This is a genomic window from Bathymodiolus heckerae thiotrophic gill symbiont (genome assembly GCF_900128515.1).
Lineage (GTDB): Bacteria > Pseudomonadota > Gammaproteobacteria > PS1 > Pseudothioglobaceae > Thioglobus_A.
Window position 1 is genome coordinate 1 of record NZ_FQTP01000101.1, and the last position, 4,785, is coordinate 4,785.

Below are 4,785 nucleotides of genomic sequence, written 5' to 3' on the forward strand. Positions count from 1 at the left end.
ACTGCAGGACTAGGCACACAGGCTACCCGAGCCAATATTATTCAAACACTGTTCCAGCGTAAATTTATTATTGCAGAAAAGAAACTGCTCAAAGCGACACCGCTTGGGTTTGATTTGATAGATGCTGTCCCTGACACGATCAAAGATCCACTATTAACCGCGCAATGGGAACAGCAATTGGATGATATTGCCAATAATAAAGGACAGGATATTAATGGCTTTTTGCAGCAACAAATTTTGTTGCTTAATAACATCGTTACGCAGGTTAAAACGCCACAAACAAAGTATCAATCAACAGCAGTTTCTTTAAGTAGCGCAACACAAGCAAGTACTCATCCAGCCAGGCAATACCAGGCAGGTGACCTTTGTCCAGAATGCAAGCATAAGCTTGAAGTTCGTACTGCTATCCGGGGTAAGAAAATTGGCCAGCATTATATAGGCTGCAGTCATTTTCCAGACTGCCGATTTTATGCCTGGCCCAAGGAGCGAGAATAATATACCTCATAGTTCCCACGGTCTCCGTGGGAATTCATGCGGGAACGCTCTGCGTTCCGTGACGCAGAGCGTCACAAACTGCATTCCCACGCAGAGCATGGGAACGAGATTAAGCTATAAAGCAGCTTGCCGCTGACTAACGACAGTTTTTAATGACATCTTGATCAAAACTAAGCCACTCATATCCTTGTAATTTTCTTTTAGTGCAAATAAGAGCATCAACAAAATCCACATTTTTATCAACAAACAAAGATAGCGCATCGAATAGAATGACCTTATTACTATTGATGACACCTTCCATTGCTAATATTGCCTTAAGGTCGGTGACCACCTCGGCTTTCGGTAAATCATAGAACTTGGTTAAAACAAATAACACCTCCATAAGTACCACATCTAAAATTTCCACTTCCAGGTTTCCTGATTCGATTTCTTCGAAGATTCGAGTACTCTCAATAAGGTGTTCTTCATGATCTCCAACCAGAAACCGGATAATGATATTGGTGTCAATGAGTGTTGCCATATTTCTCTTCCATAGCCTTTGTCATTGCTGCTTCCTTTATAAATCTCATATCAGTCGAGCACGATTTCAAGATTCTATCTTTATACTTACCAGCAAGTTTGTGTACAATACGTTCTTTTTTGACGGGATAGACAACAGCGACAACTTTTTTTTTGCGCTTATCTATAATTTCGATTGCTTCGGTCAGGTTGTTAAAAATAGAGGTATTTTTCTGAATATCACCTATTCCAATTGTTTTCATAATCTGCCTCTGTTTATATAAAACGAATTTTAGTTTATATAAAACATGTCATGATTGCAACTTTTTCATTTGGCAAAGAGGAAATAGAATTCAAAGTAACGCAGGAAAGTGCACAACGCACTTGAGTAACTTTGGGGCGCTAAAATGCAGGCTAAAGAAACTGCGCCCCATATAATGATGTAAAAGTTATTCCATGCATGTTCCTTATCGGTCCAGAATGGACATTGAAATAATCAGTTTTTCTATTGAGACTAACCCATTTGGTTAATAAAAGTGTGTTAGGAAATCAGAGGTAATATGGCAAAATCAAAAATAATATACGAAGATAGACCCATTGTTTATGCAAAGTTTGATCATCCTCAATCAGATGACTACATAGAATATAAGTCTATCATTCAAATTAAAGATTCAGGTAAGCAGCCAGTTACAATTCAATTGGAATTTGCTGGCATTCCCCCGTTTGGCCCAATGCCGCCAGAAAAGCATATAATTAAAGCCGAAAATTTGATTGAACTTTATGTAAAACTAGGGCGCTGGCTCAGAAAGTTTGGGTATGTAATCAGGTAATATTAAAAATAGAGCTTATGTTCTGTTATCTGCAATAGAGCATTAACCGGAAGTTCGTCATTCGTGATTTCGCCTGTATTACCAATGATTTCTGGCTTTATGCCTTGATCAACAGCTCTAAAGCAGTTTGCCTCTGACTAACATCCTGTTGCATTATGGCCATAGACAATGCTCTTCTAGTGCCTACAAAAACCGCCAGATCTTTTGCTCTGGTTAACCCCGTATAAATCAGATTACGATAAAGCATCTTAAAATGCTGGGTAAGGATAGGAATAATAACCGCCTTAAATTCACTGCCCTGAGACTTGTGAATGGTAATTGCATAAGCCAGGTCTAACTCCATAATATCTTCTTTCTTATAATGCACTTCCCGGTTATCTGGGTAAAAAGACACCATAGCCGTTAGCTCCTCATTGTTGATGGTGATGATTTTTCCTATATCCCCATTAAAGACATTAAGATCATAATTATTGCGACGGTGAATCACGCGATCACCTTCGCGAAATATCCGTTCACCCACTTTCAATTGACACTTATCTGGATGGGGTGGGTTAGCTTTTTCCTGAATTACCTTGTTGAGATTGGCAGAGCCCAGACTACCCCGCGTCATCGGCGTTAAAATCTGTATTTCCGTGCCTGCCCCATGATATTTAGGAATCCATTCAAGATAGAGCTTAACCACACTATCGACAGCGGGCAGACCATAATGTAATGAAGACCAGGGGTGTATTTTCTTGACCACAGACTTCAAGGCATCAACCTGTGCATCAGTTTGTGTTAATTGCTCAAGATCCACATGTTTGAATTTATCAGGGACAACAAAACTCACTTCGTAAGCTGAAGTAATGGCCTCTTCGATTCTAAATTCAAAAAGGGAGAGATTAACTTTATCTGCACCCAGATTTTCCAGTTCATCTAACTGCCAATCAAAATGACACTTCACACGGCTAATAAACCCAAGCTGTTCCTGAGTCGCTTCATCTGAATCAATAAACAGACAATCGGCTCCATTTTTCCAGATAGCGGGTGATTTAAAGGGAGACGCGATATATGGTGTTTCACCTTTATTAATCTGATGCGCGTATTGGATAATCAAGGATTCTTTGGCCTGACGAAAAACCTGTGTTAACCGAAAGCAGGGAATAATGCCAGAAGAAATAATATCCTTAAGCACATTGCCTGCACCTACTGAGGGTAGTTGATCAGGATCACCTATAAACAGTACCTGACAGTTATCAGGCACAGCTTTTAATAAAGAGGCGGTTAAACTGATATCCAGCATTGAGCATTCATCGACAATCAAAAAATCAGTTTTTAGCCTGGATTCTTCATTCATCTGGAACTCGCCACCTTTCCATTCCAGTAGTCGATGGATGGTTTTGGCTTCTCGACCAATCACTTCGCTTATTCTCTGAGAAGCCCGTCCCGTAGGTGCTGCGAGTAAAACAGATTTCTTCATCGCTTCCAGTAGACGAACAATCACCAATGTCGTCGTGGTTTTACCGCAACCAGGTCCTCCAGTCAGTACCGAGAAACGTTGCTGTACCACGCCTTTAACTGCATCGGCTTGTTCATCACTTAAAGCAATGGATTTGCTTTGACAATAGTGACTGATCCAGCTTGCAATTCTCTCCGGCTCACTCGCAATAGACCCATGCATTCCACGTAGAATAGTTGCGACAGTTGTCTCGTCATAATAAAGTGTTTTTGAGTAATAACCTGTCGTTTCAACACCTTCTTTAATAAGCAGTCGGGTACAAAGCTGTCCCTCCTTTTTCATTAAGCCAAGATAATCGTTTAACCGTTCACCCAGATTCATTTCAATCAGATCAATGATCCCCTTATTAATCTGTTGCTCTGTCAAATAACAGTGCCCTTGCTCACGACTAGCCGCTAGAACATGTTTAATAGCGGCCATCATACGTTGCTGACTGTCTTTAGAAAGGCCAATACTGAGTGCCACTTTATCCGCAGAGAAAAAGCCAATCCCATAAAAATCATTTGCCAGGCGATAAGGATCTTCAGTCACCATCGCTATCGCTTTATCGCCATATTGTTTATAGATTCGCACAGCAAATAGCGTGCTGATTCCATGACTCTGAAGAAACATCATGACTTCGCGAATAGCACGATGTTCAGTCCAGGCATCTTCAATAGTCTTTAGTTTCTTTGTGGCAATACCAGGGACTTCAGTTAATCGCTTTATATCGTTCTCGAAAATATCCAGCGTCTCTTTCTTAAAGTATTTAACGATTTTCTTTGCTGTCTGTGGACCCACACCTTTAATAAGACCAGAGCCTAAATATTTTTCAATGGCTGCCGTTGTGGCTGGTTTTTTCTCGATGGCTTCAGTGGCTTTGAACTGGCGGCCATATTTATGATCAATCGTCCAGGCACCCCGAAATTCCATGGTCGCACCGGCAAAGACTTTGGTTTGATGAACGGTTACTGTTTCTTGTTGCTGGGGTGACTGAAAAGGTTGCACGCGCAAAACAGACCAGCCCGTCGTCGGATTATGATACGTGACTCTGTTGACAATACCTGTCAGAACTTCAGTAATGGTATTCATCGTGTACTATTATTTTTTGTTTGTCTGTAAGTCAGGACGGTTTATGCTTACTTATAGTATTCACACAAGAATGTACCTTGTGCAGCACTAGCGTTGTGCGAGTGACATCGTTCTTTTACAGTCTATTGTTTCATACATCATTATCAATAAGGCATAATCTCTAAAAAATCTGAAATGATTGAAATCCGTAAGCAAGTGCATAATACTATCCCGACATAGCGGCTTAATACAGTACATTATATTTGGTAGGGCGTGGCTGAAGCCACGCCCTCGCTAAAAATCAGGGAAACGGAGCCTAAGCGAAGTGATGATTTTTAGTCCCTGGTAGGCGGCAGGGCAATTCGCTGATCCGAAGTGCGCTAGCAGCGCGCGAGGGAGGCAAAGAATTGCATA

At 41.0% G+C, this 4,785-nt stretch carries 5 protein-coding genes; 2 read left to right on the forward strand and 3 right to left on the reverse strand.

Annotated features, from left to right (window positions below):
- The coding region (locus BTHERMOSOX_RS09375) for a DNA topoisomerase (protein ID WP_171004721.1) at window positions 1–495 on the forward strand (495 nt) is incomplete at its 5' end.
- Between the two features lie 136 nt (window positions 496–631).
- Here the strand turns inward: BTHERMOSOX_RS09375 and BTHERMOSOX_RS09380 are convergent.
- Together BTHERMOSOX_RS09380 and BTHERMOSOX_RS09385 are read right to left on the reverse strand one after the other, a co-directional pair.
- Window positions 632–1,015, reverse strand: coding sequence for a type II toxin-antitoxin system VapC family toxin (locus tag BTHERMOSOX_RS09380; protein ID WP_138120842.1), 384 nt, complete (start codon window positions 1,013–1,015; stop codon window positions 632–634).
- A complete protein-coding gene (locus BTHERMOSOX_RS09385; RefSeq protein WP_138120844.1) occupies window positions 999–1,256 on the reverse strand; it encodes a hypothetical protein in 258 nt (85 codons plus the stop codon). The genes BTHERMOSOX_RS09380 and BTHERMOSOX_RS09385 overlap by 17 nt, the downstream gene beginning before the upstream one ends.
- A 297-nt stretch (window positions 1,257–1,553) precedes the next feature.
- Here BTHERMOSOX_RS09385 and BTHERMOSOX_RS09390 point away from each other — a divergent pair, with 297 nt between their 5' ends.
- The gene (locus BTHERMOSOX_RS09390; protein ID WP_138120846.1) at window positions 1,554–1,823 is read left to right on the forward strand and encodes a hypothetical protein; all 270 of its coding nucleotides are present in this window, start codon (window positions 1,554–1,556) and stop codon (window positions 1,821–1,823) included.
- A gap of 97 nt (window positions 1,824–1,920) precedes the next feature.
- Here the strand turns inward: BTHERMOSOX_RS09390 and recD2 are convergent, their stop codons facing one another.
- Window positions 1,921–4,392 (reverse strand): SF1B family DNA helicase RecD2, encoded by a 2,472-nt coding sequence (recD2, locus tag BTHERMOSOX_RS09395; protein WP_138120848.1) that lies wholly within the window; start codon window positions 4,390–4,392, stop codon window positions 1,921–1,923.
- Window positions 4,393–4,785: the final 393 nt, after the last annotated feature.